We start from the raw sequence: 25,444 nt of genomic DNA on the forward strand, positions 1-25,444 counted from the left end.
CTCCTGTCATTTCCTTCTGCCTATGCCTTCCGTTCTGCTTTCTGTGGTTACCTGGAACAGTGCCGATTCCATTGAGGCGTGCCTGCGCTCCGTGCTGATCCAGTCTTACCCCGATTTTGAGGTCTGGGTGGTTGATAACAATTCGCACGACGATACCTGTGCCCGGGTAGCTGCCCTGGCCGCCACCGATACCCGCGTGCAGTTGCACACGCTGCCCCGCAACACGGGTTTCTGCGGGGGCCACAACTACTCGCTCGACCGTACTGCTACCGAGCTGGTGCTGCTGGTAAACCCCGACGTGGAGATGGAACCCGATTACCTAGCCCGCGCCGTAGCCGCCATTGATCAGGATGAGCAGATTGGCACCGTGTGCGGCCTTCTGGTTCAAAGCCACGACGCCGATCCGCGCATCGACAGTGCCGGCATGACAGCCCTCCCCGATGGCCGCTTCAGCCTGCGGCTGCACGGACAGCACCTGAGCGAAGTCGGCCCGCTGGCGGCCACCTACGTGGATGGAGCCGATGGGGCACTGCCGCTGTTTCGGCGGCAGTTTATTGATGACTTACGGGTGCAGGGGGAGTTTTTTGACTCCCGTTTTTTCGCGCATAAAGAGGACTGGGATATTGCTTGGCGGGGCCGCCTGTACGGGTGGCGCACTCTGTTTGAGCCCGCCTGCCGGGCACTGCATCCGCGCCAGTTTCTGCCAGCCAATCTGCGCCTGCGCCGCCGCCTGAGCGGAGCCATCAAGACCGACGCCGTGAAAAACCAGTGGCTGCTGCTGCTGAAAAATACCACTACTAGTCAGATTCCCCGGTTGGTTATGCGGGCCCTGCCCCGCCAGCTGGGCATCCTGGGCTACTCTTTGCTGGCGGAGCGGGCTTCCCTGAATGCTGTTGGTTACCTGTGGCGTAACTGGCGTGACGTATTAGTGAGCCGGCAGCTGGTGCAAGAGCGCGCCCGCCGTGGCTGGACTCCGGCACCAGCTGCCTCCCCACCTCCGAAGAAGCCGCTCCTAAGCATCTGCATTCCCTCCTACCACCGCCCCGAGTTGCTGGCACGGGCCCTGCGGTCGGTGGGCCCGTTGCCGCCCGAGGTTGAACTGCTGGTATCGGACAACTCCACGGCCAATGACTTCTGTGGCCGGATGACGTACCACGTCCTGCGGGAGCAGCCCAACGCCTGCTGGCACTACTACCGCAACCCGCCCGGCGGCAACGCTACCACTAACTGGCAGGCCTGCGTGGCCCGGGCCAGGGGCCGTTATATTCTCATGCTGCACGATGACGACTACCTGCTGCCCGGCGGCCTGACCGCTATTCTGCGGGTGTTGCACCAGTGCCGGGAGCAGCAGCACGCCGTGCTGTTCGGGGTAAGCATTGTGGATGCCCACCGCCACGAGCTGCAGCGCCAATTGCCCGCCCGCTCCCGCTGGCTGGCTCCCGATAAGGCTGTGGAGGCGCTACTCACCAACTCCTCCCTGGTTCGGGTTCCTGCCCTGGTGGTCAGCAAGGAGGCCTACCTGCAAGCCGGCGGCCCCGACCCTAGCCAAGAAGACACCGATGATACTGACCTGTGGCTGCGCATTTTTTCTCGCACCGGCCTGCAGCTGGAGCCTGCCTGCACCGCCGCCTACACTGTGCATGAAGGAGCCCTAACCACTACCATGTTTCAGGAGCAGAGCATTGGGTTACTGCTACGCATTTTTCAGAAGGCCCGTGCGCAGCAGCTTCTCCCCGAACCCCGCCTGCGCCGGGCGGCGGCTAGTTTCTTTCACCAGTTTGTGCTGGCCGGCGCGTACCGGGCCCTCCGCAGCCACGACGCGGCCGGGGCCCGCCGGGTGCTGCGGCTGCTGGAATTGCCCGAGCTGCGCCAGTTTTCGGTGCCGCTGCGGTGGCTGCCAGTCCGGCTGGGCCTTGGGCTGGCCGCCCGCTTCCGCTGGACGCCTCCCGCTTATGATGGGGCCTCTTGGCTCCGGCCCTCTGTGTAGGTGTCACCTTCCCATTTAAAAAAGCCTGTTCCGGTTTCGGAACAGGCTTTTTTGGCTGGTTGCAGCCTGGTTAGTTATAGCGCCGGTACACCACTTTCAGCGGCCGGCCTTCCAGGTAGTTCTCCACGCCTTCATCCAGTGCCCGGCGGTAGATGCCCAGCACTTCGTGCAGGCTGTCCACGGTCTGGTCAATGATTTCGTCGGTCATGGAATAGTTGGTGATGAAGGACGGGCAGAGAATACCTCGGCGGGTGGTTTCCTGCAGAAACAACGCCCGCAAAGCCTGGGAGGGCTGCCCGGCCGCGTCGCGGGTGGCGTAGGTGAGGCAGCAGGGGCGGCCCATAAGCTGCACGTAGGGCTGCAGACCGTGGCTGCTGATGCTCTGGTTGAAGCCTAGGGCCAGCCGCTCGCCCAGCGCGTACAGGTGCTCCACCACGGGCTCCTGCCGGTACACCTGCATCACGGCGCGGGCGGCGGCCAGGGCGTGGGTTTCGGCCCCGTAGGTGGTCGAGAGCAGGAATACCCGCTCGTGCTCGTGCTCCAGGCCGCCCCGCTCCATCAGCTCGCGGCGGCCGGCCAGCGCAGCCAGGCTGAAGCCGTTGGCCAGCGCCTTGCCAAAGGTGGATAAATCGGGTTGGATGCCGTGGCAGTGCTGGGCACCCTGGTTGTGCCACCGAAAACCGGTGATAATTTCATCAAAGATGAGCACCACGCCCTCCCGGCGGCACAGGGCCTGCACGCCGGCCAGATAGCCGGGCAGCGGCGGCTGGTCTTTTTCCACCTCCATAATCACGCAGGCCACCTGGCCGGGATGGGCCGCCAGCAGATTTTCCAGGCCCGGCAGGTCGTTGTAGCGGAAATGCAGACTGAGGCGACGAATGGCTTCCGGAATGCCCGCCTGCAACGGCGTGGTACCCATAAACCAGTCATCGACGGAGAAAAACGGGTGGTCCTGACACACGGCTACCAGGTCGTGGCCGGTGTAGGCCCGGGCCAGCTTGATGGCGGCGCTGGTAACGTCGGAGCCGTTTTTGGCGAATTTCACCATGTCGCCGGCGCGGGTGAAGTCTAGGAAGTCCTCGGCGGTTTCCAGCTCCAGCAAAGCGGGCCGGCCGAAGTTGGCGCCCAGCTCCAGCTGCCGCTGGGCGGCCTGCACCACCGGCGCGTATGCGTGGCCCAGCGTCACGGACCGCAGCCCCGCCCCAAATTCCACAAACTGGTTGCCGTCCACGTCCCAGACGTGCGCACCCTGGCCCCGCACAATGTAGGGGGCCATAAACTCCGGAAACTGGTCGTCGCCCTTGGCGTAGGTGTGCGCGCCGCCCGGAATCACGCGGTTAAACCGGCTTTTGAGCAGATTGGAGCGGGAAAAACTGCGGGGGTGCTGCCCAAAAGACCCGGCCGGAACCGGCGGCGCAACGGGAGCGAAAGTGGAGTAGTCGAGCATAGGAGTAGGCCCGGGAAACGAGCCGTTGCGGTGCCTGGCCAGCATGGAAGCCGTGGCGGGCACCCGATAGGCGGATAACGTCAGGTAAGCGGTTGCAGCAGCCCTGCGCCTTCCAGCGCCAGCGCCGCGCGGTGCAGCAAGGGCAGCGGCAGCGCGGCTTGTTCGGCCACGTCGAGCAACGTGTGGGTACCATCCGACAGGCTCAGAAGCCAGAGCAGCGCCATGTTCCAGTCGGCTCCCTCCTGCCCGCCCCCGATGCCTTTGTACACCCCCCGGCGGCCCAGCTGCGGCTCGCCGTAGGGGCTCAGGTTGCGGTAGGTGCGGTTGTGCTCCAGGGTAGTGCAGATGTTCAGCACCAGTTCCAGGCTTTCGGTCAGCTGCTCGGGCCGGACAAACTCCAGGTTATCGGAGGAGGTGTGGTACTCAGGAAACTCCCCGAACGGCGTGCGCGAGAGGCAGCCCACTGGCAGGTTAAAGCCCGGGGAGCAATACTGCCGCTCGTCGTAGCCATACGGCAGCCAGGGCCGCACGGCGTGCGGTACGCCAGCGGCGCGCAGCACCAGGGCCGCGGCGCGGTCTATTTCGGCGGCGCCCCGACGGCTTTGCTTGTAGGTGAAGCCGCCGGGGCCGCCCAGCAGCGTGAGCACCAGCCCATGCCGGATCAGGCCTACAGTGTCGCGGTGGCGGCTCAACCACACAATCGAGCCAATAGTACCCGGCCCGAACACAAACCGGTAGGTGTAGCGGCGCGGCTGCCGGGCCAGCTCGCGGGCCAGAAATACGGCCACCACCAACCCCGAAAGGTTGTCGTTGGCCAGCGAAGGGTGGCAGCAGTGGCAGGAAAGCAGTATTTCCTCCTCCGAAGCCCCGGGCAGCACCAGCTCGCCGTAGGTCAGGTGGCCCTGCTCGTCGAGAGTGCTATCGATGCAGACTTCGTAGTAGTCGTCCCGGAGCTGCTCGCGCTGCCGGTGGCTCAGGCAGAACCCCCAATTGGGCTGGTAGTAGCTGGTACGGTACGGAATCAGGTCGGGCTGCTCGGGCAGGGAAAACAGGTGGTCGTCCAGTTCCTGGCGCGAAAACCAGCCGTGCACCGGCGTGCTGTATTGCAGGATGTGCAGATTATGCTGCCGGAAATCAATCACCCGCTCCCCGGCCGCGTTTTTCACCCAGGCGTCGCGGATGTTCCACTCGGCCGGCACCGTCCAGTCGAGGGCGGGGGTGCCGCTGGGCACCTCGTGTACGCGCAGGGCGGGCAGGTATTCGCGCAGGATGGCCAGCGTCTGGCGCACCCCGTCGCCGGTGATGCTGCGGCAAATCGGGAACAGCCGCTCCAGCAGCGCGTGCATAGCCGCCCCCGGCGTGGGGGCGGCATCGGGAGCTACAAAAGTGAGGGGAGCGGCCGGTTGCATAAGAGGAGAATAAGAAAACGCGGCGCTAGTCGCGCCGAAGTTGGTACGCCACGGGAAGTAGCGTAGTAGCGCGAACTTTGTAGTTCACGCCCCCGCGCCGTTGTAACGGTCCAGACGGCGCGGGGACGCGAACTACAAAGTTCGCGCTACTCCCTGCTGCGCTTTGCCCTGGCTGGGGCCTTAGCCCAGCAGCAGCTTGCGCAGGTGAAAGGCTTCGGCGTAGCGGGTGCCGCTCTGGATGCCGCGCAGCCGGGGGAGCGCCCGGAAGGTTTCGTCGTCGTACCAGTGCTTGCCGGACTGGCTCGAAAACCCCTCGCGCAGCAGCTGCAGCTTGGCGTCGAGCACGGCGGCGGGCAGCTCCACGAAGGCGGCGGGGTTGCCCAGGTCACCGTCGTACTTGGGTATCTCGTATTCCAGAATCAGGTGGCTGCGAAACGTGTTCCAGGTCAGCTCCGACACCAGCCGGTGGTCCTGGTGCAAATCGTGCTGGTAGTGGGTCAGAATCAGGTTGGGCTCAAAGGCTTTCAGGTGCTCAAACTCCTGCTTGATGGCGGCGCGCTCGGCCAGCAAGGAGCCATCGGCGAAGTGGTGCACCCGGATGGTGACGGCTCCGGCCGGGGCGGCGGCCAGAAACAGCCGGGCGCTGGCTTCGGCCTCTTGGGCGCGCTCCTCGGTGGCGGCCCATACCACCCAGTGCACGGCCGCTACCCGCCCCTGCTGCAGCCAGTGCAGCAAGGTGCCGCCGGCCCCAATCTCAATATCGTCGCAGTGCGCGCCCAGGCACAGCAGCCGCAACGGCGTAGTCGGACTCAGGTTTAGCATGCCGGGGTGGCGGTCAGGGCTTCCGTTCGGCGACGCAGGTACTGTACCGGCGCGGCCGTGGTGCGCCACACCTCCCAGGGTGCGTTGCCCCGGGCACTGAGCTCATCCAGCTGCTGCTTGTCCTTGAACGTATCCATGGCGGCCCAGAAGCCGGCGTGGCGGTGGGCCATCAGCCGGCCTTCCTGAATGATGCGCTGAAAGGGCTGCTCAACCAGTTCCTCGCCTTCGCCGAGGTAGTCGAATATCTCGGGACGGAACACGAAGTAGCCCGCGTTGATCCAGAGGCCCGACTTGGCAATGGGGCTGATGTACTGCACCTGGTTTTCCTCGCCTAGGGCCACCACGTGGAAGCTGTGCGGCGGCTGGTAGGCCATAAAGCTGCCCACAGCATCGGAGGCCGCAAAATCGGCTACCTGCTGGTTCAGGTCCAGGTCGGTGAGGCCGTCGGCATAGTTGGCTAAGAACATTGCCTCGCCTTCCAGAAACGGCTGCACCGCCCGCAGGCGCTGGCCTACGTTGCTGTGCAAACCAGTATCCACAAAGGTGATGTTCCAGTCGTCGATATCGGAGCTAAGCAGCTTCACCTGCTGCCCACCCTTGGAAAACACGAAGTCGTTGGACAGGCATTCGTTGTAGTCCATGAAATACTGCTTCACCGAGTCGGCCTTGTAGCCCAGGCACAGGATGAAGTCCTTGTGGCCGAAATGCGCGTAGTAGCGCATGATGTGCCAGAGCATGGGCCGGTAACCCAGCGGCACCATGGGCTTCGGTGTATTCTCAGAAAACTCCCGCAGGCGCATGCCCTGCCCGCCACAGAATAGAACTACTTTCATGGTATAGGGAGGAAAAGAGTGGGAAAAACCGGCTTACTGGTTCAGAAAGTTCTATTCGTACACCTGCACCTCGGGAATGGGCACCACGAAGCGGCCGCCCCAGTCACGGATATCCTGCATCTGCTCCATAATTTCCTCACGCAGGTTCCAGGGCAGAATCAGCACGTAATCGGGCCGGGTCTGGCGAATACGGTCGGGGTGGCAGATGGGAATGCGCGTGCCGGGCAGGAAGTTGCCTTGCTTGTGCGGGCTTACATCCACGGTATACTCCATAAAATCGGTGCGGATACCGCAGTAGTTGAGCAGCGTGTTGCCTTTGCCCGGCGCGCCGTACCCAACTACCGTTTTACCTTCGCGCCGGGCCTCGATCAGGAATTCGAGCAGCTTGCGCTTGGTTTCCTTGGCCTTCTCCTCGAAATCGGCGTAATAGGCCAGGTCCGTAATACCGGCTTCCAGCTCCTGCTCCCGCAGGGCCCGCACCCGGCGGGTTACGGGGTGCGTCGTATCGGCGGTGTGGCGGGCGAAGATGCGCAGTGAGCCACCGTGGGTGGGCAGTTCCTCCACATCAAACAAGGTGAGGCCGTGATGGGCAAAAATGCGCTCCACAGTATAAAACGACAGGTAGCTGAAATGCTCGTGGTAAATGGTATCGAACTGGTTGCCTTCCATGAGCCGCAACAGATGCGGGAACTCCATGGTGATAACGCCGCTCGGCTTCAGCAGAATCTGCATCCCGGCCACAAAGTCGTTGATGTTGGGAACGTGAGCCAGCACGTTATTTCCCAGCAGTAAATCAGCCTGCCCGCTAAGCTCGGCCACGTAGCGGGCCGTGTCGCGCCCGAAAAAGCGGACCAGCGTGTTGATGCCTTTCGCCTGAGCGTGGCCGGCTACGTTGGCAGCCGGTTCAATGCCCAGCACCGGAATTTCCTTCTCCACAAAATACTGAAGCAGATAGCCGTCGTTGGAAGCTACTTCTACCACCAGACTATTCTTGGTGAGGCCGAAACGCTCCGTGGCCATATCGGTATAGCGGCGGGCATGGCGCAGCCAGGAGGCCGAGTAGGAGGAGAAGTAGGCGTAATCGTTCTGGAAGATTTCCTCGGAAGTCACAAACTCATCCAGCTGTACCAGGAAGCAGTCACGGCACACGCGGGCGTGCAACGGGTAAAAGGCTTCGGCCCGGTTGAAGGCGTGGGGCCGCACATGGTCCTGGCACAGCGGCGAGGTGCCCAGGTTCACAAACGTGAAATCGAGCGGAGCCCCGCAGAACCGGCACGGACTAGCCGGCGGCTCCACTGGGGCGGAGCGCAGATTTTCCGGGTTGGTCAGCAGAACAGCACGCACATTGGCAACAGCTAATGCGACAGTGGGCGAGAACGAGGATATCTGTTCCATAGCCTTTTGTAGAGGAGAGAGGGAGTGAAATGGCAGCGGTTTAGCCCGTCCGGAACCGGCTATACTATCGACCGGGCAACGGTTTGGCTGTAGGGCGCAACGGTCAGCCGGAAATACTCTTCCTGCTCGCGGCGCAGTTGGTCAATCAGCCGGCCTTCCGGGAGCAGTACGTCATCGTAGGTGAGTACCTGGTCCTTGGGCACATCGTGGCGCAGAATACAGCCCTCGGCCACGCCAATGGGCAGCAGGTTTTCGCGGCGGGTCACGTCGGCGTTTTCGGCCAACCCGTACGTGTGGTAGTGCCCGATGCCATCGAGTACCTGCCCGGCGAAGAGCGGCACTTTGGCGGCCGTTATGACTTCCACGCACATGGGGCCGGCCGGAGCCAGAGCCGCATCCTGAAACAGCACGGCCCGCGCCACGGTAGTCGGCGTTTCGAAATGGCACAGGTGGTAGGGGGTATAGAAACAGTACAACGGCCCGGGGCCCAGCTTATACAGCTTCAGGTAGTGCTGCTGTACAAGGTCATCAATGGTACCCAGCACAAATACGCCGGGGCCGGGCTCGGCCCCTACCACGTAATCCACAATGCCGGGGCCACCATTGAGCAACAGCTCGTGCGGGTACCAGTCGGCGGCCTTGGTGACGGGCGTGCCAGGCTCCACGGTAGGTCCCAGCATGCCCCGGCGCGCCACCTGCATACCCAGCGCGTTGGCCACTACGGCCTGCTCGAAGCTGATTTTGCTGCCATCGGCAAAGCTGGTAACCATGCTCGGGTTCTGGCCCCACTGGCGAGCAAAGCCTTCCTGAGTGGTAGGGTTGCGGTACGGGTCGTGCAGGCCTTTGATGTTGCCGCACAGTACCGGCGTAACGCCCAGTCCCTTCACGAAGCGGGCCAGGTTCAGAGTCACGCCCGGCTGGTCGCCGTCGGACACGGTGTACACCACTCCGGCCCGGTCGGCGTACACTTTCAGAATTGGTCCCACGGTACCATCCAGCTCGGCATTAAGCAGAATGATGTGCTTGCCGTGCCGAATGGCTTCCAGCACCACCCGGGCTCCGTGCTCCACGGCCCCGGTCACCTCAATGATGGCCTCAATACCGGCGGCGCGGCTCAGCAGCAGGGCATCATCGGTAATAGCGGGGCGCCCCTGCTCCAGGCAGGCTTCCAACTGGGCCACGGAGCCTACTTCCACCACATCCGTAACGCCGGCTTCGGCATAAATGGCGCGGGCTTTTTCGGGGGTGCGGTTGGCAATGGCCACCAGTTCCATACCGGGTACGTAGCGGCAAATCTGACGGGCTACTCCCCGGGCCATGAAGCCCGCGCCCACCATAGCCACCCGAATCGGGCGGCCTTCGCGCTGGCGCTGTTGTAAAGCAGTATCAATGATGAGCATCTTGCAAGGAGTAACTGAGTGAAAGAGTAACTGAGTAAGGGATTGACTGAGTGAAAAACGGCTGATTAGCAGCGCACTTGCCTGAAAGCCACGCATACTGTGCGCGCGGTCCAGGCAAATACTCCGGTACTCAGCTTACTCCGTTACTATACCGGCTCGGGTACCCGCAGGTAGAAGTCGGGGTGATGCTGGTCCTTCTCTGAAATGAGCAGGGGCTCAAAGGGCCACTGAATCCCGATGGCCGGATCGTTCCAGCGCAGCCCCCGCTCATGGCCGGGCGCATACTTAGCCGATACCTGGTAGCACACATCCGTATTATCCTGCAGCGTGAGGAAGCCGTGGGCGAAGCGGCCGGGCACAAACAGCATCCGGAACGAGTCGGCGGTCAGCTCTACGCCCAGCCACTGCCCGTACGTGGGCGACTCTTCCCGTAGGTCCACAATCACATCGAGAATGGAGCCGCGGGTGCAGCGCACCAGCTTGGTTTCCTCGTGGGGCGAGAGTTGAAAGTGCATGCCGCGCAGTGTGCCCCGGTGCGGATTGGAGGAGACATTGGCCTGCAGGGGCGGCATGAGAATGCCGTGCGCGGCAAACTCGTCTTCGCACCAGGAACGGGCAAAAAAGCCGCGCTCATCAGCCATACGGTCGACGTCGATGATGAAAGCGCCGGGCAGCTCGGTTTCGGTGAAAATCATGGATAGTGGCGGTTAAGGTTGATAGAACGGTGGGGACAGGTCAGGGAGAAGAGAAAGTCAGGCCCCAACGGGCACCGGCACCCCCAGCGGCCGGGCGCTAACGGTGCGTACCCAGCTCAGGTCGTCGCCCAGCTCGTGCGTATCGCGCAGGCTGGTGAGTACCCGCAGGCGCATCAGCTCCGACGACCGGAAGGCGGCATCCCGGAAGTTCATGCGCAGCAGACCGTCACGCAGTTCGACAATGGCATCGGTGAGGGTGCGGCGGGGCTGGTGAGCCGGGGCCAGCTCCTGGTACAGGCTAAAATCGACGCGGTAGGAACGTTTATCCGGCGGCGCATCGGTGTTGAGGCTCACGCGGGTGCCGGGCAGGGCGTCGGCTACAGCGTAGGCCAGGTCGCGCACCTGGTAGTTCCATTGGTCGGAACCAGTGTTTACGGCCAGGAAAGTGCCACCCACTTCGGCCGGGCGGCCAATGGCCCACTCGATAGCACGGGCCATATCCTGCACATGAATGAGGGGCCGCCAGGGCGTACCGTCGCTCAGAATGCTGATTTCGCCGGCGGCCACGGCTCCGGCCACAAAGTCATTTACCACCAGGTCCAGCCGCAGCCGGTCACTCCAGCCGCAGGCCGTGGCAAAGCGCAGGCAGGTTACCAGAAAGTTCTCATCGGCCAGCGGGCGCAGGTCCTGCTCACTCAGCACTTTAGAGCGGGCGTAGGCCGTAAGGGGGTTCAGCTGCGAGCTTTCGGTTTTGGCCCCTTCGCCCCCGGCTCCGTACATGCTGCACGAAGAGGCAAATATAAAACTGCTCACGCCGGCGGCTTTGGCCTGGCGAGCCAGTTCAATATTGGCGCGATAGTTTACGTCCAGGGTGGCTTCCTCGTAGGTCTGGCCCATGGGGTCGTTGCTGATGGCAGCCAGGCTCACCACGGCATCAATGCCCTCCAACAAACCGGCCGGCAGGTAGCGTACGTCCCCGAAGATCTGGCGGTCCAGCCGCGACTCGGGCAGCCGCTGCGCGCCGGTCAGGCAATGTGCAAAGTAGCCCATGTCGTAGCCGATGAGTTCAGCCTGCGGAAACTGCTGGCGCAGGTGGCGCACCACGCCGGGCCCCACGTAGCCCATATTACCCGTAATTAGAATGCGTTGCATACAGTGAAATGGTGAAGTGATGAAATGGTGAGTTTGATGTTCGGTAGTGACTTAGCGCAGTTTGATCCGACAAAACGGCAAACTCACCACTTCACAAGTTCACCGTTCAGTCGGCAGGCATGATGGTGGGGGCGGCTACGCGCTCCGTGGGCGGGGCCACCAGCGGGGAGGCCAGGATTTCGGCCAGCACGGGGTCAGGCTCAATGGGTTCGGGGGCGTTATCCCACACTTTCCATTTGGCCCTGCCCTGTTGCCACATTTCTTCCAGCATGTTTTTGTCGCGCAGGGTATCCATGGGCTGCCAGAAACCGGTATGCCGGAACGCGGCTAAGTGGCCTTCGGCGGCCAGGCGCTCCAGCGGCGCCTTTTCCCACACGGTATCGTCATCTGCAATGTAGTCGAGCACTTCCGGCTCCAGCACGAAGAAGCCCCCGTTGATCCAGGGCGTTTCGCCGCCTTCGGGCTTTTCGGTGAAGCTACCTACCATGTTGCTGGTATCGGCGAGGTTGAAGACGCCGAAGCGGCCGGGTTGGCGCACGGCCGTGAGCGTGGCCAGCGCGCCCTGCTGCCGGTGGTAGCGCACAGCCGCCCGAATATCCACGTCCCCTACCCCGTCGCCGTAGGTCAGGCAGAACGGCTCGCCGGGCGTCAGGTAGTCGCGCACCCGGCGCAAACGGCCGCCGGTCATGGTTTCCTGGCCGGTATCTACCAGCGTCACGGTCCAGGGCTCGGCGTGGTTCCGGTGAATCTGCATTTCGTTACGGTCCATACGGAACGTTACATCGGAGTTGTGCAGAAAATAGTCGGAAAAGTACTGCTTGATCATGTGACCCTTGTAGCCGCAGCACACCACAAAATCCCGGATGCCATGATGGGCATAGATTTTCATAATGTGCCATAGAATAGGCTTACCGCCTACTTCTACCATGGGTTTGGGCCGTACGCCGCTTTCCTCGCTGATGCGGGTGCCGTAGCCACCTGCCAGAATCACTGCTTTCATAGGGGTCAGGGTTGGGGAAAGACTATACCAAAGAGAGAAGTCCGTGAGAAGAGCCCCAGGCAGCTTTTACGCTCCTATCTGGTTGGGCGAAAGTTTCAGAAATATAGAGTTTATTATAATCTTGTCAATATTTTTTATTACTATTTTTTAAAATATTTAAACATAAGATTATAATTATCCTGTTACATTTTACACATACAGCCACCGCCCATCACAGATGGGAGGACAGATTAAACAGCAGGCGGTGGGTTGGGAAGCGTGGTACCGCTAAGCGGTGGCACGGGGCGCGGGCCGGCCGACCAGCTGGGCGGCAGCCCGGCGGGTCAGCAGGTACAGAAAGCGGGAATTAGTAATCAGGTAGCGCCGCCACAACCGGCGCGGCTCCAGCCACAGGCGGTAGGCCCATTCCAGCCACAACCGCCGAGCCCAAGCGGGCAGGCGGTTTTCCAGGCCGGCATACACCGGAAACGCCTGGCCCACGCCCAGCATACAGGCCCGGATCTGGCCGCGGTGGGCAGCCATCCACCGCTCCTGCCGGGGGCAGCCCAGGGCTACGAACAGCAAATCGGGGTCGGCGGCGTTGATGGCGGCTACTTCGGCGGCATCCTCGGCGGGCGTGAGTGGGCGAAACGGCGGCGAGCAGGTACCCGCAACGCGCAGGGTGGGCAGTTCGCGCCGGGCCCGGGCTACCATGGCCTGCAATACGTCTTCGGTGGTACCATAAAAGTACACCGACTGCCCGCTGGCGGCGGCGGCTTCTAGCAAAGCGGGCAACAAATCCATACCTGCTACCCGGGGCTGCGGAGCCGCATGCCCGGAGTTCAGCCACTGTACTGCAGCCGCTACCGGGCTGCCATCAGGGGCTACCAGTGCGGCCTCTTTCAGGATCTGCCGGAAACCGGCATCCTGCTGCGCCTCCACCACCATATGCACGTTGGCAAAGCAGACGTAGGCCGAAGTACGCATAGCCCCCAGCTTCAGAATAGCCGCCACGAACTCCGCCGGCGACCCAGTCGAAATCCACGAATCCAGAACGGGCAGCTTGGGCAGCATGGGTGAAATGGTGAGGTGGTGAATCTGTGAAGTAGCGAGGTGATAAGGTGGTGAGTTTGCTGGTACGAACTGCGCGCATTAGAACGACAACTCACCATTTTACAAATTCACCACCTCACCGCTAATAGGCGTTTTTCTCGCCGCGTACCATATTCCAGACGGTGAGGAAGATGATTTTCATATCCAGCCCAAACGACCAGTTCTCCACGTACTTCAGGTCATATTCTACCCGCTTTTCCATGGTGCCGGCCTCCCGGGTTTCGCCCCGGAAGCCGTTCACCTGCGCGTAGCCCGTAATGCCGGGCGTCACAGCATGGCGCATCTGGTAGGTGCGGATGTGCTTGCTGTATTCTTCCAGTTGCGAAATCATATTGGGCCGGGGGCCTACTACGGACATGTGGCCCAATAGCACGTTAAAGAACTGGGGAAGTTCATCAAGGTTGTACTTGCGCAGGTACTGCCCCACGCGGGTGATGCGGGCGTCGCCTTTGGTGGCCTGCAGCTCGTTCTGGCCGTGGTTGATGCGCATGGTACGCAGTTTGAAGCATGGGAACAGCTGGTTACGCTTGCCGGGGCGCATCTGCCGGAAGAATACCGGGCCCGGCGAATCCAGCTTGATCAGGGCGGCCAGCACCGTGAGGACCACCGGAAAAATCAGAAGAATAACCGCCAGGGAAAAGATGATATCAAACACCCGCTTTACAGCCAGGTTGGCCCGGATACCCAGCGGCTCATGCCGGATGGTGAGAATAGGCAGATGGTCGTAGAAGTAAACGTTCACGTCTTTGCGGACGGTACCGCGAAAATCAGGTACGATACGAAAGGAAAGGAAATGGTCGTCGGCGAAGCGGGACAGGTCTTCGATGAGCTGCCGCCGGTCGAGGGGCATGGCGAAGTAGATTTCATCCACCTGCTCGTGCAGGCAATAGTTCTTTAGCTCGGCCAGACGGCCGCGGACCAACGGGCGCAGCTCGGCGGGCAGCGTGTGGGGCGTATCGGTGAAGAAACCCATAAACTGGTTGGCAATCGGGTCGTGCGACTCCAGAAAGCGGTACAGCTCCTGACCGCTGGGGCCACTGCCCAGAATCACGAAACGGCTGTGGGGCCGGGCCAGATGACGGTGGTAAGTGCGGTACAGAAACGTCATCAGGAACCGCCCCGCCACCACGGCCGTCACCGAGAAGGCGTACACAGCAAACAGATACCGGGCAGGCGGCCAGTAAAGCTCCAGCAGCAGAATGGTAAGCAGTACCACTCCGGCATGCAGCACGAAGGTGCGTATGAGGTAAAGCAGCTTTTCGGGGTAGGTAATCAGCCGGTCAGTACGGTAGATATTGGCGAACTGCCCCGAGAGAATCCACCAGAGCAGCGCAAAAATGACGTAGAAAAAGGGATAGTAGCCCCCAAAATGCCAGTCACCCAGCTGTTGGAAGCCGGCCAGCCGGAAAGCCCCGAAAATGAGCAGCACATCGGCCAGCGGCAGAATGATGCGGGAAGTATCAGTGTAGTGCCGGTAACGTTCCATGTGGCAGGGAGTGAGATGTGCGCAGGAAACTCAGACAGAACGGGTGGGGACAGATCAGAGCGTAGCAACTTTCGTCTCCACAAAGGAAGCATTATTTATGTTTTAAACAATAATTTATATGACTATTTAAAATATAAATTCTAAAATAAATTAAAAAGATTCTGTTTTAAATTCAGCAATTGGACACCAAAACCCCGCTCTTTTAGCACAGAAAGCGGGTTTTGCAGCTATACTCAGCCATGCGCAGCTGCCTACTTCCAGCGGCTGAAAAACTGATCGAACTGCTCCCGGTGTCCGTAGCTGACGGGGATGGTCACGTTCTGGATAGGCAGCTTGCCACGCATAACGGCCGTAATGTGGTGGAGCTCCACGATGAAGGAGCGGTGGGTGCGCATGAACTGTGAGAAAGTGATAAACCTGCACCCTTTCGATTACGACTTACGACGCCAATGTACCAGTGACATATACTTACCCCAATCTTACTAGGCAAACGAAGCTCGGATGCTTCACGGCAAGGCGCTACTCACCCGGCCTAATGATGTCACCGCTATTGCCCGCCTCTCACGCGCAATGAAACACAGGCTTAGCATTATAGTATAAAAAGCTGCTGAGAAAATCGGACAGCAAGCCTACTGCTTCGGTCAAAATGAATAACCGGCTAATATCCTGAAAATCAATTACCATAGCTATTATTCACTATAATTCAACCCGATACACTAACGTTTTAACGAGCTTTTATGTAGTTTCGCCTTGCCGATTGGTTACAGGTGTGTGTCTGTCGGCAAGAGCTGCACCTATTGCAATACAAAGGCCCCGACTGACGAGTCGGGGCCTTTTTTATGGTGTTGCCGCCTTCACTAGGGCGTTATCCGGCCGGCGTATTCCGCGTATCTTTGTCTTTCTATGGCAAGCCCCGACCGTATTTCCCAGACACTTACCCACCACAAACTGCGCCACACGCCGGTGCGGCGGGCAGTATTACAGGTGCTGTCCAGCTCTCCGTTTGCGCTTTCGGGCCATGAAGTAGAACAGCAGATTAGCAGTGAGGTGGATCGGATTACCCTCTACCGCACCTTAAAAACCTTTGAGGAAAGCGGCCTGATTCACCGCGTTATTGATACCAGCGATACGGTACGCTATGCGGCCTGCTCCATTGAGTGTAGTGTGCAGGCCCACTTTGATAACCACGTACACTTTAAGTGCACTAACTGCCAGCATATTTACTGCCTTAACCAGGTAGCCATTCCGGCTGTGGCACTGCCCCCTGGTTTCGAGGCTGATACGCGCGACTACCTGTTGGCGGGCGTGTGCCGGGAGTGCAAGGAGTAGCGGGCCCGTTACAGGATGGGTTAGCTGAGAAGAACAGCCGCCCCGAGTTGGTAACCGACTCGGGGCGGCTGTTCTTCTCAACTGTTATTTGCCTTTCAGACGGGCACACGTAAGCGTTTCCACTGTGAGGCCGGCAGGGGCGCGCAGGTGGAGCGTGGTCAGGGGCTGCCGGGGAAAGAAGATGTCCGTGAGGGTAGTCAGGCCGCCATCGGCAAACACTTCCACCGAGGCCGCATCGAAGAGCAGCGTGAGGTCGGCGGCGGGCCCGGTAGCCAGGCGTGGTCCAAGAGCCCGGCCGGCAAACTTCGGGCTGAAGCTGTTGTCGCCTACTTTGCTCCGGTCGATATAATACTCGTTTTTAGCCTTATCGAAGCCGATTACCAGCTCCTCTCCCTGGGCGTTACCCAATACCAGCTGGAATTCCTGGAGCTGTTGGGTACTCATCTTCAGCTGAAACTGCGGGCCGGGATTCTGTAGCTTGCCAGCCAGACTCAGCTCGTTTTTCACCGTGAGGTTAGTGAGCTTTTGGGCAGGCTGGGCCAGCTTGGCTAGTTCCGGAGCCAGCGTAGAGGTCAGGTAGATTTCCGGGCCTACCTGCCGCAGGGCCAGGTCGCGCGGGGCCGTCATGGCACTGCGCCAGGGCGAGGTGGGCACTTGGTTGGCATACTCCCAGTTGCTCATCCAGCCCAGGAAGATTTTGCGGACACCGGTATTAGCCCAGGTTACGCCGGCATAGTTGTCCTTGCCCCAGTCTATCCATTTCTTGGTGGTAGTGGTGGGCGTGAAGGTTTTGCCATCAAACTGCCCCACGAAATACTGCGTGGCCGAGCCACCGTTGGGGCCGCCGGGGTTGATGCTCACCAGCAACACCCAGTAAGTTTTGCCGCCCAGCGTGAGCGGGAATAAATCGGGGCATTCCCATACGCCGCCGTGGGCACCCAGCTTCTCACCAAACTCGCTGAGCTTGGTCCAGGTTTTCAGGTTGGGCGAGCCGTAAAACGTAATACGGTCCTTGGTGGCCAGCGTCATTACCCATTGCTTAGCCACTGGGTTCCAGCTTACTTTTGGGTCGCGAAAGTCTTGGATGCCGGGGTTGGGCAGTACGGGGTTGGCGGTATATTTCGTCCAGGTTTTGCCCTCGTCGAGGCTGTACGCCAGGCCCTGGTACTGGTGCTTGTTGGTATTTTTCTTCTCCTCGTCGGGGTTGTGGTAGGTGAAGATGGCCACCAGGGCATTTTTACCGAAGCCGGCGGTGTTGTTGGCATCCAGCACGGCCGAGCCGGAGAAAATCATGCCCAGCTTATCCGGAAACAGGGCAATGGCCTGCTCCTGCCAGCTCACTAGGTCGCGGCTGGTGGCGTGGCCCCAGTGCATCGGGCCCCACTCCATACCTTCGGGGTAGTGCTGGAAAAACAGGTGGTAAGTACCGTTCACATACACCATGCCGTTGGGGTCGTTCATCCAGTGAGCAGCGGGCGTGAAATGGTAGCTGGGGCGGTACTGGGGCGTAGCGGGCGGCACCAGCTTGGCCGGCTGGGTTTGCGCCGGGGCCAGTTGGGTTCCGAAGGCCAGTGCCAGCGCGAGCAGGAAGGATTTTTTCATATCGGTGGGTGGGAAAGAACAGAAACAACGTCAGTCGGGGGCGCAGCCGAAGCATCCCGCACACCATCGGCGGGCGGCTGGGGCAGTATCAGCACGCGAGATTCCGCGCGGGGCTCGGCATGACGTTCTAGAAACAATAAAAGTGCCTTACACCGCCTGGACGGCCAGCAACTGCCGCACATCGGCTTCCGTGAAGGCTGGCGTGGCACCCTGGTGGGTGGCCACCAACGCCCCGGTGGCGCAGGCGAACCGCAGGGCCTCGCCGGGCTCCTGGCCCGCCTGCCAACCTTTGAGCAGCGCCGCCAGAAACGCGTCGCCGCTGCCGATGGTGTCGCGCACTGATACCGGCACGCCGGGGGCGCGATAAAGGCGGCCGTTGGTCCAGAGCAAAGCACCCTCAGCCCCGCAGGTGACGCACACGGCGGCCAGCTCGAACCGTTCGGCCAACCACTGCATGGCGGCCTCCCGGTTGGTTTCGGGCGTAAACCAGGCCATGATTTCGGCCAGCTCGTGGTGGTTCATCTTGACTAAATCGGCCTTTTCGAGCAGGTATTTCACCACCTCTTTCGTGTAGTGCGGGGGGCGCATGTTCACGTCGAACACCTTGAAGCGGGCGTGTTCCAGCAACCGATACAACGTTTCGCGGGTGCCGGCCTGGCGAGCGGCCAAAGAGCCAAACACAAACACGTCGGCCTGGGCCACCAGCTGCTCCAGGGCCGGCTCGTACTGGATGTAGTCCCAGGCCACAGGCTGCACAATTTTGTAGGTCACCTCGTTGGCATCGTCCACGTTGGCTTTCACCACGCCGGTGAGGTGAGTTTTGCCCTGCTGCACGAAGTCGGCACTAAGGCCCTTGGAAGCCACGAAAGCCGTCAACTCCTGGCCCAGCTCGTCGTCGCCCACGCGACTGATGAGCTCCACGGGCAGGCCCAGCTGGTGCAGGTGTACGGCCACGTTGAAGGGCGCGCCGCCGGGCTGCTTGCCGGTGGGCAGCACGTCCCAGAGAATTTCGCCAAAGCAGACTATTGTCTTAGACATGAGAAGTAAGAGCTTAGAACGTAGAGGATAGAACTTAGAAGAACGAAAACCGGAGCGTGACAGTAACTTTCAATCTTGTATCGACCCTGTCTAGGCTCTTGCTTCTATTTTCTAACTTCTGATTTAGTGCATAACCAGCGTTTTGTCCATCTGCTCCAGGCTGGTGCCTTTGGTTTCGGGCATCAGGCGCCACACAAACAGCAGCTGCAGCACCATCATGGCGCAGAAAAAAGCGAAGGTGTGGCCGCCGCCGAGCTTTTCGGCCAAAGGCGGGAAGGCAAAGGCAATAGCGGCGGCCATGACCCAGTGCGTGCTGGACCCCAGCGCCTGCCCCTTGGCCCGCACCGTGTTGGGGAAGATTTCGGAGATGAATACCCAGATAACGGCGCCCTGCGAGAAGGCGAAAAAAGCAATGTACACGAACAACAGCCCCGGCACCAGCATGCCCCCGAAGGCCTGGAAGTTCTCCGAGTAAAACGCCCACGACACCAGCGCCAGCGTTATAATCAGCCCGAAGGAGCCGATGAGCATGAGCTTACGGCGGCCAAACTGGTCGATAACCTGGCGGGCCAGCAGCGTGAAGATGAAGTTCACCAGCCCCAGCCCCGCCGACGAGAGCAAGGCCGAGCTTTTACCTAGGCCCGTCATTTCGAAAATGCGCGGGGCGTAATAAATAATGGCGTTGATGCCCGACACCTGGTTGAACACCGCAAACAGCACCGCCAGCACCACGGGCGTACGGTACTGCGGGGCCAGCAGAGAGGTGCCGCCGGCTTCATCGGCGGCGTTGGTGGTCAGGATGTCAGTGGTGAGCTGGTCGGCGGTGGCGGGGTCTACGCGGCTGAGCACGGCGCGACCTTCTCCCACCCGGCCCCGGCCAATCAGCCAGCGGGGGCTTTCGGGCACACGGAACAGAAGCAGGAAAAACGCCAGGGCCGGCACCGCCTGCACGCCCAGCATCCAGCGCCAGTCGTTTTCCCCCACGCCCGTGAGCAGGTAGTTGGAGAGGTAGGCGGCCAGAATCCCGAACACGATGTTGAACTGAAACATGGCTACCATTTTGCCGCGCTGGGCGGCCGGGGCCACTTCCGAAATGTACAGCGGGGCCGTCACCGACGAGGCTCCTACCCCCAGGCCACCTAGAAACCGGAACGCCATAAACAACACCCAGTTGGAGGTAACGGCCGCCCCCAGTGCCGATACGAAGTACAGCACCGCAATCCAGATGAGGGTTTGCCGCCGCCCGAGCCGGTCCGACGGAATGCCGCCGAACATGGCCCCGAATACGGTGCCAATCAGGGCCACGGCAATGGTGAAGCCATGCTCCAGGGCATCGAGGCCCCAGAGCTGCTGAATGGCTTTTTCGGCCCCGGATATCACGGCCGTGTCGAAGCCGAACAGAAAGCCGCCCAGCGCCACGACGAGAGACCAAAAGAATACGTTGTTATTTTTCACGGCTTTAGGCAAAAGGAGAAAAGTCGATAATCATGCTGCAAAGCGGTAGTCCGGTAGCGCGTTGCAGCACGCCACCGGACCTTCACTTACCCTGTTACCAGCCGGGGTTCTGCTTGTACAGGCCTTTGCTGAAGTTGATTTGGTTCAGCGGAATCGGCAGGTACTCGTCGCGGCCGACGGTGAAGCGGGCGGTTTGCAGGTACTGGCGCTTGGTTTTCTCCTTATCGAAGTAGGTGTTCAGGTACGGCCCGGCAATGCCCCAGCGCACCAAATCAAAGAAACGGTAGCCTTCCATGGCAAACTCCAGCCGCCGCTCGAAGCGCAGGGCCTCGCGGGCGTATTGCTGCGTCCATTGGCCGCTCTGGTACTGCCCGATACGGTAGTTGGAGGTGTTGGTGCCGGCCGTGGTTTTGAGGCGGGCGGTGCTGTTGGCGGCCCGCTGCCGGATCTGGTTGATGAGGGGCAGCGCCTCGCCTTGCCGGCCCAGCTCAATCAGGGCTTCGGCTTTCCAGAGCAGCACATCGGCGTAGCGGATGAGGGCCCAGTTCTTGGAAGAACCCATGAACGGCGGCGTTTTCTGGAAGCTGGGGTCCGAGGGCAACACCGTTTCCTTCATCGACATATACACGCCGTAGGTGTTCTGGTCGCGCAGCCAGGACGTGTCGAAAATAAACGGCGGCGAGTATTTGTAGGGGTGCGAAGGAATGGCCACCGTGTGGTCGAGGCGCGGGTCCACGGTGTTGGTTTGGAAGTCCTGGGGCGTGGTTAGGTCGGCGTTGTTGAAGGTGGTAAACAGCGGCAGACCCTGGGCATCGGTCCGGAAGGAGTTCACCAGGTTCTGGCTGGGCTGGTGGAAGCCGCAGCAGCCGTAGTCGGGGTTCATGGGGTAGGCCAGCTCGTTGCCGCGCTGCACCCGGCCCTTGGGCGTGCCGTCGTTGCGCGAAAACTGAATGGCAAATACCGACTCCACCCCGTTGTCGCCGATGGTCAGGAAGTTGGTGGCAAAATCCGGGTGCAGGGAGTATTTACCCGAGCTGATAACGGCATTGGCCAGGGTAACTACTTCCTGCAGCTTGGCCTGGTCGATGGTGGTTACGGCGTGGGTTTCGCTCTGCCCGTAAGCTTGGTACAGCAGGGTTTTGGCCAGGTAGGCTTGGGCCGCCGACTTGGTGGCGCGCCCGATTTCGGGCTGGGTGTCGGGCAGGTTGGCAGCGGCGAACCGGAAGTCATCGGCAATTTTCGTCCACAGCTCGTCGTTGCTCAGCGCCACGTTCGATACCTCGCCGTACTTGTCGGTGGGCACACTCTGGTCGATGTAGGGCACGCGCTTGAACAGCTCCTTCAGCAGGAAGTAATAGTGCCCGCGCAGGAAGCGCATTTCGCCCTGGCGCACGGCCTTGGTGGGCATGGCAGCGGCATCCACCGCGTCCAGCCGGCGCAGCGCATCGTTGCAGCGCGACACCCCGATGTAAATCAGAAACCACAGCTCGTCGGTGTTGCCCACGTCCACGCGGTTGAACGAGAAGGTTTCGTAGAAGTGGAACGCGTCCACGTCGGCCGTGCCGTTGCCGCCCTTGTAGGCGTCGCCGCCGCGCACGTTGCCGTAGGGCCACATGCTGGTGTAGGGGGCGCGGTACACGTCGTTGCCGAGCTGGGAATACGCGGCAATAACCTGTTTTTCGATGTTGGCCGGCGTGTTCAGCTGGTCGTCGCTGAGGGCCCCGATGGGGGCCACGTCCAGGAACTTACTATCGTTGCAGCCGGTGGCCGACGCCAGCAGGCCCAGGGCCAGTATGGTGGGTTTGAGGAATTTCATGGGAAGGTGGGAAGTAGAGCGTAGAACTGAGATGATAGAGCTTAGAATCAGGCCATAAGAGTCTTAATTCTAAATTCTCATTTCTAGGCTCTTATCTTAAAAAGTCACGTTGAGGCCAGTGGAGAAAATGCGGGGAACCGGGTACTGGTAGTTGGTTACCTCGGGGTCGGGGCCGGTGAATTCCTTGCTCTTGATGGTGAAGAGGTTCTGGCCCTGCACGTACACCCGCACGCCCTGGAGCTTCAGCTTCGTGGTGAAGCCTTCCGGCAGGGAGTAGCCTACCTGCACGTTACGCAGCTTCAGGTATGAGGCGTTTTCGATGAAATAAGTGGAAGCCCGGCCCTCGTTATTGGTGTTGATGAGCGTGGCGGCCGGAATACTGGAGCCGGCGTTGGTGGGCGTCCAGGCATCGAGCAGGCGCTGGCCCCAGTTCTCACCCGTCGCCAGGGACGCGAAATCGGTGCGGAATTTGGAGTTGTTGAAGGCCTCCAGGCCCTGCACGCCCTGCAAGAACACCTGCACATCGAAGCCCTTGAAGCCCGCGCCCAGGTTCAGGCCGTAGTTGAAATCGGGCACGCCTTCCGTAATCCAGGTCTGGTCGAAGTTGTCCACCTTGCCGTCGTTGTTCAGGTCCTTGTAGCGGATGCGGCCGGGGGCGGCGCCAATCTGGGTGGGGCCTTCGTTTACCTCGCCGGTGTTCTGGTAGAGGCCATCGGCCACGTAGCCGAACACCGCGTTGATGGAGTGGCCCAGGCGCGTTATGTCCTGGCCGTTGCCACCGTAGGCGTTGATAACTTCAGCGGGCAGGTAGGTGAGCTTGTTGCGGTAGCTGGCCAGGTTGCCGGAGATATTGTAGCTGATGCCATTTTCTAGCTTATTCTGGTAGCCGAGCAAAAATTCCCAGCCCTTGTTCTCGATGGAGGCCCCGTTCACAAACTGGTCGCCGCCCTCCCCTACTACCGCCAGAAACGGCAGATTCACGAGGATATCCTTGCTGTTTTTCACGAAGTAATCCACCGAGCCCGACAGCCGATTCTCCAGGAAACCGAAGTCCACGCCCACGTTGGTTTGGGTGGTGGTTTCCCACTTCAGGGCGGGGTTGGGGCGCTGGAAGCGGCGGTAGCCCGAAGGCAAGCTGGTGTCGTTACCGTAGATGTCGTAGGCCGTGCCCCGGTCGTATTCGAAGTTGGGGTCAATGGTGCCCAGCAACGACTGGTACAAACCCAGAGACGCAAAGTTGGCAATGTCCTGGTTGCCGGTCTGGCCCCAGCCGGCCCGCAGCTTCAGGTCGGAAAAGAACCCGGCCTTGTCCTTCACGAAGGTTTCCTCGCTTAAACGCCAGCCTGCCGACAGTGCCGGGAACACCCCAAAGCGGTTATCGGCCCCGAAGCGGGAGGAACCGTCGCGGCGCAGGGTGGCCGACAGCAGGTACCGGTCGGCAAAGCTGTAGTTGATCTTACCGAAGTACGAGGCGAGCCGGTAGGCCGTGGCCCCGCCGCCGTTGTCTTTATTGGCCGCGCCGCCATCGAGGTAGGCGTAGTCGGGGTCTTCGGAGGCGAAGTTGGTGCGCGAGGCGTAGCTGCTCTCGTCGTAGTAGCTGATACGCTCGGCCCCGGCCAGCACGCCTAGCTGGTGCTTACCGCCCAGCAGCACGTCGTAGTTCAGCGTGTTCTGCCACACCCAGTTGCCCCAGAACCGCTCGTTGTTGGTCACGCGGTTGTTCTGCTCGGAAAGGAAACCCGCCTTATAGGTCTTGTAGATCTGACGAAACTTGTAGATGCTGTAATCAATGCCGAAGCTGCTGCGCAGGTGCAGGCCCTTCAGGATTTCGGCGTCGGCAAACAGGTTACCGAAGGCGCGGCCGGTGTTGGAGCGATTCTGCTGGTTGTTGGTGAGCAGGCGCAGGGGGTTGTCCCGGTCGCTCATGCCGGCCACGGGGCCGCCCCAGCCCACACCGTCCACGGTGCGCACCGGCACGATGGAGGGCAGCTGCGTAGTCCGGTCGCGCACCAGGTTCAGGTCGAACTCGGCCCGCTGCGACTTCACGATGGTCAGGTTTTCGCCCACCTTCAGCTTGCCGCCCAGGAAGTTGTAGTCGGAGTTCAGGCGGGCCGTCATCCGGTCGAAGCCAGTGTACTTGAGGGTGCCGGAGTTGTCGTAGTAGTTCAGCGAGAACAAAGCCCCGCCCCGCTCACTGCCGCTGCTCACGTTCAGGTTGTAGCTCTGAATGAGAGCGTTCTGCTGGGTTTCCTTGGCCCAGTCGGTATCGGCGGCCCGCATCGTGCGGTCGGCATCAATGAATTCCGGCGTGCTCACCCCGTTCAGGATGAGGTTGCCAGCCGCGTCGCGCGAGGTCTGGAAGTTGTAGTACGGCAGGCTGGGCACTTTGCCATCGTTGATGGCGGCCCGGGCGTACACCGTGCCGTAGTCCTGGGTATTGAGCATCCGCAGGTTCGGGCCCGGCGTCTGCACGCTGAAAAACGTGGAGAAATCAACCCGGGTAGCCCCCTTCTTGGCCTTCTTGGTGGTGATGATAATCACGCCGTTGCCGGCCCGGGAGCCGTAGATGCTGGCCGCCGAGGCATCCTTGAGCACCTGAATGCTCTCGATGTCGTTCTGGTTGATCTGGTTGATGCCTTCCTTGGTCGGGATGCCGTCGATGACGTACAGCGGGTCGTTGTTGCCCAGCGTGCCGAAGCCCCGGATGCGCACGGTGGCCGCGCTGCCCGGCGCGCCGTCGGTGGTAATCTGCACGCCCGGCACGCGGCCCTGCAGGTTGCGCGTCACGTCGTTGGAGGCCATGTCCCGGATTTCCTCGGTCTTCACCACGGCCACCGCGCCGGTCAGGTCGGCCTTGCGCTGAGTCTGGTAGCCGGTCACGACCACCTCGTCCAGGGCCGCCGCATCGGGAGCCAGCGTTACGCTGATGGCCGCGCCGCTCACTGCCACTTCCTGCGACTTATACCCCACGAAGGAGAACAGCAACGTGGTTACATTATCGGGAACGGAGAGCGTAAAATTGCCGTCGTTGTCGGTGGAGGTACCGATGGCCGTGCCCTTGGCTACCACCGTTACGCCGGGCATGCCGGCGCCTTTTTCATCCACCACGCGGCCCGATACTTTCACGTCGGCAGTGGTGGCGGTGGTACGGGTTTCGGCCGGAGCAGCAGTAGCCGGCGTAGCGGCTGTGGCCGTAAGAGAGGCCAATAGCGTCAGGCCAGCTGCCGGACGCAGGAGGGGGTACCTGTCTTTCATGGGGAGTGGGAATTTGGAAAGGTGTGGGATTCTGCTAGTGCATCGGCGCAGTCCGGGGAACTGCTACCGACCCAAGTCAGGCGGCCGGTAGGTATTTACTCACCTACCTTTCGAAACCAGACTGCTAACTATTATCCGCTGGCTGTCTGCCTGACTTGCTGCCCAAATGTCACCTTACTCCCCACTTTCCCCTTCTCCTATTCGCTCAAAGTATTTAGCTATTGATCCACA

The 25,444-nt window shown here is 60.9% G+C and carries 19 protein-coding genes; 2 read left to right on the plus strand and 17 right to left on the minus strand.

What is annotated here, in order from left to right; all coding sequences use genetic code 11:
• Positions 1 to 22: 22 nt before the first annotated feature.
• Positions 23 to 1,987 (plus strand): glycosyltransferase family 2 protein, encoded by a 1,965-nt coding sequence (locus tag HSW_RS14845; protein WP_044002565.1) that lies wholly within the window; start codon positions 23 to 25, stop codon positions 1,985 to 1,987.
• Positions 1,988 to 2,057: 70 nt separating this feature from the next.
• Here the strand turns inward: HSW_RS14845 and HSW_RS14850 are convergent, their stop codons facing one another.
• The 12 genes from HSW_RS14850 to HSW_RS23560 form a co-directional block, all read right to left on the minus strand.
• Entirely contained in the window at positions 2,058 to 3,434 is a 1,377-nt protein-coding gene (locus tag HSW_RS14850) for a glutamate-1-semialdehyde 2,1-aminomutase (RefSeq protein WP_071883120.1), read from the minus strand.
• Between the two features lie 80 nt (positions 3,435 to 3,514).
• A complete protein-coding gene (locus HSW_RS14855) occupies positions 3,515 to 4,843 on the minus strand; it encodes a DUF4910 domain-containing protein (protein ID WP_052346483.1) in 1,329 nt (442 codons plus the stop codon).
• A 180-nt stretch (positions 4,844 to 5,023) separates the two neighbouring features.
• Positions 5,024 to 5,665, minus strand: a complete 642-nt coding sequence (locus tag HSW_RS14860; RefSeq protein ID WP_044002566.1) for a PIG-L deacetylase family protein — start codon at positions 5,663 to 5,665, stop codon at positions 5,024 to 5,026.
• Positions 5,659 to 6,498: a sugar phosphate nucleotidyltransferase gene (locus HSW_RS14865; protein ID WP_044002567.1), complete on the minus strand. Its 840-nt coding sequence runs from the start codon at positions 6,496 to 6,498 to the stop codon at positions 5,659 to 5,661. Before HSW_RS14865 ends, HSW_RS14860 begins: the two co-directional genes overlap by 7 nt.
• Positions 6,499 to 6,549: 51 nt before the next feature.
• A complete protein-coding gene (locus HSW_RS14870; RefSeq protein ID WP_081768428.1) occupies positions 6,550 to 7,893 on the minus strand; it encodes a class I SAM-dependent methyltransferase in 1,344 nt (447 codons plus the stop codon).
• A 59-nt stretch (positions 7,894 to 7,952) separates the two neighbouring features.
• Positions 7,953 to 9,293 carry an NAD(P)H-dependent oxidoreductase gene (locus HSW_RS14875; protein WP_044002568.1) on the minus strand — a complete coding sequence of 447 codons (1,341 nt, stop codon included), beginning with the start codon at positions 9,291 to 9,293 and terminating at the stop codon, positions 7,953 to 7,955.
• A 146-nt stretch (positions 9,294 to 9,439) separates the two neighbouring features.
• Entirely contained in the window at positions 9,440 to 9,988 is a 549-nt protein-coding gene (gene rfbC / locus HSW_RS14880) for a dTDP-4-dehydrorhamnose 3,5-epimerase (RefSeq protein WP_044002569.1), read from the minus strand.
• 57 nt (positions 9,989 to 10,045) lie between these two features.
• The gene (locus tag HSW_RS14885; protein WP_052346484.1) at positions 10,046 to 11,140 is read right to left on the minus strand and encodes an NAD-dependent epimerase/dehydratase family protein; all 1,095 of its coding nucleotides are present in this window, start codon (positions 11,138 to 11,140) and stop codon (positions 10,046 to 10,048) included.
• 106 nt (positions 11,141 to 11,246) lie between these two features.
• Positions 11,247 to 12,140, minus strand: coding sequence for a glucose-1-phosphate cytidylyltransferase (gene rfbF, locus HSW_RS14890; protein ID WP_081768429.1), 894 nt, complete (start codon positions 12,138 to 12,140; stop codon positions 11,247 to 11,249).
• 267 nt (positions 12,141 to 12,407) lie between these two features.
• The gene (locus tag HSW_RS14895; RefSeq protein WP_044002570.1) at positions 12,408 to 13,193 is read right to left on the minus strand and encodes a WecB/TagA/CpsF family glycosyltransferase; all 786 of its coding nucleotides are present in this window, start codon (positions 13,191 to 13,193) and stop codon (positions 12,408 to 12,410) included.
• 121 nt (positions 13,194 to 13,314) lie between these two features.
• Entirely contained in the window at positions 13,315 to 14,718 is a 1,404-nt protein-coding gene (locus HSW_RS14900) for an undecaprenyl-phosphate glucose phosphotransferase (RefSeq protein WP_044002571.1), read from the minus strand.
• 251 nt (positions 14,719 to 14,969) lie between these two features.
• Complete coding sequence (locus HSW_RS23560; protein WP_081768430.1) at positions 14,970 to 15,113, minus strand: hypothetical protein; 144 nt, start codon at positions 15,111 to 15,113, stop codon at positions 14,970 to 14,972.
• 508 nt (positions 15,114 to 15,621) lie between these two features.
• On the opposite strand from HSW_RS23560, the gene HSW_RS14905 reads away from it, so the two are divergent.
• The gene (locus HSW_RS14905; RefSeq protein ID WP_044002572.1) at positions 15,622 to 16,047 is read left to right on the plus strand and encodes a Fur family transcriptional regulator; all 426 of its coding nucleotides are present in this window, start codon (positions 15,622 to 15,624) and stop codon (positions 16,045 to 16,047) included.
• Between the two features lie 84 nt (positions 16,048 to 16,131).
• On the opposite strand, the gene HSW_RS14910 is transcribed toward HSW_RS14905, so the two are convergent.
• From HSW_RS14910 to HSW_RS14930, 5 genes are all read right to left on the minus strand, one after another.
• Positions 16,132 to 17,649 (minus strand): glycoside hydrolase family 32 protein, encoded by a 1,518-nt coding sequence (locus tag HSW_RS14910; protein WP_044002573.1) that lies wholly within the window; start codon positions 17,647 to 17,649, stop codon positions 16,132 to 16,134.
• Positions 17,650 to 17,796: 147 nt separating this feature from the next.
• Positions 17,797 to 18,687 carry a carbohydrate kinase family protein gene (locus HSW_RS14915; protein WP_044002574.1) on the minus strand — a complete coding sequence of 297 codons (891 nt, stop codon included), beginning with the start codon at positions 18,685 to 18,687 and terminating at the stop codon, positions 17,797 to 17,799.
• Between the two features lie 123 nt (positions 18,688 to 18,810).
• Entirely contained in the window at positions 18,811 to 20,142 is a 1,332-nt protein-coding gene (locus HSW_RS14920) for a sugar porter family MFS transporter (RefSeq protein WP_044004840.1), read from the minus strand.
• A 94-nt stretch (positions 20,143 to 20,236) separates the two neighbouring features.
• A complete protein-coding gene (locus HSW_RS14925) occupies positions 20,237 to 21,958 on the minus strand; it encodes a RagB/SusD family nutrient uptake outer membrane protein (RefSeq protein WP_044002575.1) in 1,722 nt (573 codons plus the stop codon).
• Between the two features lie 96 nt (positions 21,959 to 22,054).
• Complete coding sequence (locus HSW_RS14930) at positions 22,055 to 25,213, minus strand: SusC/RagA family TonB-linked outer membrane protein (protein WP_044002576.1); 3,159 nt, start codon at positions 25,211 to 25,213, stop codon at positions 22,055 to 22,057.
• Between the last annotated feature and the right edge of the window lie 231 nt (positions 25,214 to 25,444).

This window comes from Hymenobacter swuensis DY53, from assembly GCF_000576555.1.
In the GTDB taxonomy this organism is placed as follows: domain Bacteria; phylum Bacteroidota; class Bacteroidia; order Cytophagales; family Hymenobacteraceae; genus Hymenobacter; species Hymenobacter swuensis.

Excerpts from the sequence above, each read along its gene's own strand:
- HSW_RS14845 (WP_044002565.1), top strand. The coding sequence starts at position 23 with ATGCCTTCCGTTCTGCTTTCTGTGGTTACCTGGAACAGTGCCGATTCC.
- HSW_RS14850 (WP_071883120.1), bottom strand. The coding sequence starts at position 3,434 with ATGCTCGACTACTCCACTTTCGCTCCCGTTGCGCCGCCGGTTCCGGCC.
- HSW_RS14855 (WP_052346483.1), bottom strand. The coding sequence starts at position 4,843 with ATGCAACCGGCCGCTCCCCTCACTTTTGTAGCTCCCGATGCCGCCCCC.
- HSW_RS14860 (WP_044002566.1), bottom strand. The coding sequence starts at position 5,665 with ATGCTAAACCTGAGTCCGACTACGCCGTTGCGGCTGCTGTGCCTGGGC.
- HSW_RS14865 (WP_044002567.1), bottom strand. The coding sequence starts at position 6,498 with ATGAAAGTAGTTCTATTCTGTGGCGGGCAGGGCATGCGCCTGCGGGAG.
- HSW_RS14870 (WP_081768428.1), bottom strand. The coding sequence starts at position 7,893 with ATGGAACAGATATCCTCGTTCTCGCCCACTGTCGCATTAGCTGTTGCC.
- HSW_RS14875 (WP_044002568.1), bottom strand. The coding sequence starts at position 9,293 with ATGCTCATCATTGATACTGCTTTACAACAGCGCCAGCGCGAAGGCCGC.
- rfbC (WP_044002569.1), bottom strand. The coding sequence starts at position 9,988 with ATGATTTTCACCGAAACCGAGCTGCCCGGCGCTTTCATCATCGACGTC.
- HSW_RS14885 (WP_052346484.1), bottom strand. The coding sequence starts at position 11,140 with ATGCAACGCATTCTAATTACGGGTAATATGGGCTACGTGGGGCCCGGC.
- rfbF (WP_081768429.1), bottom strand. The coding sequence starts at position 12,140 with ATGAAAGCAGTGATTCTGGCAGGTGGCTACGGCACCCGCATCAGCGAG.
- HSW_RS14895 (WP_044002570.1), bottom strand. The coding sequence starts at position 13,193 with ATGCTGCCCAAGCTGCCCGTTCTGGATTCGTGGATTTCGACTGGGTCG.
- HSW_RS14900 (WP_044002571.1), bottom strand. The coding sequence starts at position 14,718 with ATGGAACGTTACCGGCACTACACTGATACTTCCCGCATCATTCTGCCG.
- HSW_RS23560 (WP_081768430.1), bottom strand. The coding sequence starts at position 15,113 with ATGCGCACCCACCGCTCCTTCATCGTGGAGCTCCACCACATTACGGCC.
- HSW_RS14905 (WP_044002572.1), top strand. The coding sequence starts at position 15,622 with ATGGCAAGCCCCGACCGTATTTCCCAGACACTTACCCACCACAAACTG.
- HSW_RS14910 (WP_044002573.1), bottom strand. The coding sequence starts at position 17,649 with ATGAAAAAATCCTTCCTGCTCGCGCTGGCACTGGCCTTCGGAACCCAA.
- HSW_RS14915 (WP_044002574.1), bottom strand. The coding sequence starts at position 18,687 with ATGTCTAAGACAATAGTCTGCTTTGGCGAAATTCTCTGGGACGTGCTG.
- HSW_RS14925 (WP_044002575.1), bottom strand. The coding sequence starts at position 21,958 with ATGAAATTCCTCAAACCCACCATACTGGCCCTGGGCCTGCTGGCGTCG.
- HSW_RS14930 (WP_044002576.1), bottom strand. The coding sequence starts at position 25,213 with ATGAAAGACAGGTACCCCCTCCTGCGTCCGGCAGCTGGCCTGACGCTA.